Raw genomic sequence first — 2214 nt, forward strand, 5'->3', positions numbered from 1 at the left:
TAGGCATCACAGCAGGGAGAAGAAGAGGAAGCAGGCAGACAGCAGGCAGCAAACAGGGAAGACGCGGAAAGGAAATGCGGGCGGCGCGTCAGCGCGGCCAGGTTTTCCCGGCGCCGCAGGCGCGCGGTCTTTCGAGGCGCGGCCAGACGGGGACCGATGCCCCCTTCGCCTGCTCTGTTCCCGAATCAGTCAACAAACATCGAGACCGGGATTTGAAATCGATTTGCCAGCGCCCGCATGTGATCAAAGGTCAGACTGCGTTCACCACAGAGGAACCGGCTGACGAGCGATTTATTACCTATCTCGTTTTCGAAATCGGACTGAGAAAGCCCGTATTGCTGCATAAGAACCCGCAGCAACGATACACCGTTTTTGCCTGCTTCGAAGCGCGTATTAAATTCTTCAAATTCCACCGCGTTATCTTCCCAGGCATCGATGCGGGCAGTCAGCATATCAACCAGCGGGCTGTCCGGATCATGTTCCAGAAGATATTCAACGAGTTTACGTGCCTCTTCGTAATCTTTGCGGGACGAACTGCCGCCCAGCAGAGGGACAATACTCGCCAGGTCATTCACCGCTTTATTGGCATCGCTAATCATTCAAACCTGCTGAATTTTAAAGTTAACACCGCAGGCTCTGGCGTACCGAACCAGCGTCTGAATACTCATTCGCGAAGCGTTCTTCTCCATACGTGAGATAGTAGGCGCTTTGATGCCCATACGTTCTGCAACCTGTGCCGACGTCAAACCCGCTTCTTTTCTCCATGTTGCTAAGGTTTCCCGAAGTAGCTCCGAGGCTTCTTCTGCCTCGAATGCCGCGCTGTACTCATGATCGTTCATTGCTTCGGTATGAACCTGGCTAAGGGTTTTATATTTCATTCTGCATTTCCTCCAGTCTGCGAAGTGCCTGATCTATTTCTGCCGGGGGCGTTTTTGGCGATTTTTTGATAAAGATCCGAAGTAGAAAAATACGTTCACCACTCTGATATACCCAGATTCCGCGGGCGATATCTGCCCCCATTGTACGTATTTCGAAAAGGCCGTTTCCAAGCGGCTTGGTATCTGGCTCGCGTAGCTGGCGAGGGTTTGCTTCCAGCTTCATGAGTAGCCTGGCCATTTTTGCACGAATGGCAGCAGGCAGAGCCGTAAACTCTTTTTCAGCCTCATCATGAAAGATGACTGTGAACATGAATGTAATCTCTGGTCCGTATGTGCACACATTAGCTCAAAAGCTAACTTAGCTCAAGAGCTAAGTTAGCTGGCTTCTCACTACCCGACCTTTACGACTTCAATGCCCAGGATCAGAGCGATGAATTCTGCTTTGTTCTGAAGCAACCAGGTGCGTGCTTCGGGTGCCTGAGCTTTGCTGATATCGATATCAAACTGATTAAGCGCTGCAGCATCGGCGTGTCCAAGTGTAATACCGCGCCACTGCATCCCTGCAAAATAGGCGTTCCCTGCCCCCTGCTGGATTTTTCCTTTCACGTGTTCCATTGCCCAGACCTCATTTCACACCCAGACGGCGGAACATATCGGCGATGATATTCCGGCGCGTATATGAAGCACCTGCGGCTTTCAGATCGGCCAGCACGTTATAGGCGTAACTGGCATCCTTTCCATGAAAAGCGATCACCTTTTCCGCTTTTGGTTCAAAACAGGATGGGGAAGTTTCCCGAAAGAAAGCCTCTGATGAGTGTTGATGGCCGTATACTTTCATTTTGCGTTACCTCTGGTCTTTAAGGGATGGCAGCGATACGCCGCCATCCGTGTTTATTTCTCAGCAGTCGTTTGCCGCCAGTTCACTCATCAGTACATCCCGTGCTTCCAGCGCGCGTTCCTCTTCGGCTAGCGTCAGCAGATAGCCGCGCTTTGCCGCAGCGCCCATTAACACCGGACGGTCTTTCAACGGCAGCGCATCCAGATAATCCAGCGCACCACCCAGCAGATGGGCCTGATACAGCTCGTAATGCATACCGCAGCTCCGACCAGCCTTTTTCTCGATACGTTCCAGCACTACATCGGCGCGGATAACATCGAACGGGTTTCGGGAATGAATGTTGCGCACAAAACCGTCAGTCCGGAGGGTTGTGCTTTCTTTGGTGGAGGGTTTTTCGTTGACGTTTTGTGTGCTCATCCAGCTTTCTCCTTTGTCTGTTTTTCTGCCTTTTAAAACCATCACCCGTTGAGTTGCCGGGGCCGCGGTTTTGACTTTGTG

6 protein-coding genes are annotated in these 2214 nt (G+C 51.8%); all 6 read right to left on the bottom strand.

Annotation, left to right across the window (positions count from 1 at the left end; genetic code table 11):
* Positions 1-185: 185 nt before the first annotated feature.
* The 6 genes from ACOI7Z_RS27095 to ACOI7Z_RS27120 all read right to left on the bottom strand — a co-directional run bounded on the left by ACOI7Z_RS27095 (position 186) and on the right by ACOI7Z_RS27120 (position 2133).
* Positions 186-599: a helix-turn-helix domain-containing protein gene (locus tag ACOI7Z_RS27095; protein WP_023280875.1), complete on the bottom strand. Its 414-nt coding sequence runs from the start codon at positions 597-599 to the stop codon at positions 186-188.
* Positions 600-878, bottom strand: coding sequence for a helix-turn-helix domain-containing protein (locus tag ACOI7Z_RS27100; protein WP_004152721.1), 279 nt, complete (start codon positions 876-878; stop codon positions 600-602). It lies immediately after the preceding gene.
* The gene (locus ACOI7Z_RS27105) at positions 868-1188 is read right to left on the bottom strand and encodes a type II toxin-antitoxin system RelE/ParE family toxin (protein ID WP_004152720.1); all 321 of its coding nucleotides are present in this window, start codon (positions 1186-1188) and stop codon (positions 868-870) included. The genes ACOI7Z_RS27100 and ACOI7Z_RS27105 overlap by 11 nt, the downstream gene beginning before the upstream one ends.
* Before the next feature lie 80 nt (positions 1189-1268).
* The gene (locus ACOI7Z_RS27110) at positions 1269-1493 is read right to left on the bottom strand and encodes a hypothetical protein (protein ID WP_004152719.1); all 225 of its coding nucleotides are present in this window, start codon (positions 1491-1493) and stop codon (positions 1269-1271) included.
* Between the two features lie 10 nt (positions 1494-1503).
* Complete coding sequence (locus ACOI7Z_RS27115; protein ID WP_004152718.1) at positions 1504-1716, bottom strand: hypothetical protein; 213 nt, start codon at positions 1714-1716, stop codon at positions 1504-1506.
* Positions 1717-1776: 60 nt separating this feature from the next.
* Complete coding sequence (locus tag ACOI7Z_RS27120; RefSeq protein WP_004152717.1) at positions 1777-2133, bottom strand: hypothetical protein; 357 nt, start codon at positions 2131-2133, stop codon at positions 1777-1779.
* Between the last annotated feature and the right edge of the window lie 81 nt (positions 2134-2214).

Origin of the sequence: Klebsiella sp. C283 (assembly GCF_048822555.1) — a bacterium.
Lineage (GTDB): Bacteria > Pseudomonadota > Gammaproteobacteria > Enterobacterales > Enterobacteriaceae > Klebsiella > Klebsiella quasipneumoniae.

What these genes read in the sequence shown, in the direction of transcription:
- ACOI7Z_RS27115 (WP_004152718.1), bottom strand. Translation starts at nt 1,716, where the DNA reads ATGAAAGTATACGGCCATCAACACTCATCAGAGGCTTTCTTTCGGGAA.
- ACOI7Z_RS27110 (WP_004152719.1), bottom strand. Translation starts at nt 1,493, where the DNA reads ATGGAACACGTGAAAGGAAAAATCCAGCAGGGGGCAGGGAACGCCTAT.
- ACOI7Z_RS27095 (WP_023280875.1), bottom strand. Translation starts at nt 599, where the DNA reads ATGATTAGCGATGCCAATAAAGCGGTGAATGACCTGGCGAGTATTGTC.
- ACOI7Z_RS27100 (WP_004152721.1), bottom strand. Translation starts at nt 878, where the DNA reads ATGAAATATAAAACCCTTAGCCAGGTTCATACCGAAGCAATGAACGAT.
- ACOI7Z_RS27105 (WP_004152720.1), bottom strand. Translation starts at nt 1,188, where the DNA reads ATGTTCACAGTCATCTTTCATGATGAGGCTGAAAAAGAGTTTACGGCT.
- ACOI7Z_RS27120 (WP_004152717.1), bottom strand. Translation starts at nt 2,133, where the DNA reads ATGAGCACACAAAACGTCAACGAAAAACCCTCCACCAAAGAAAGCACA.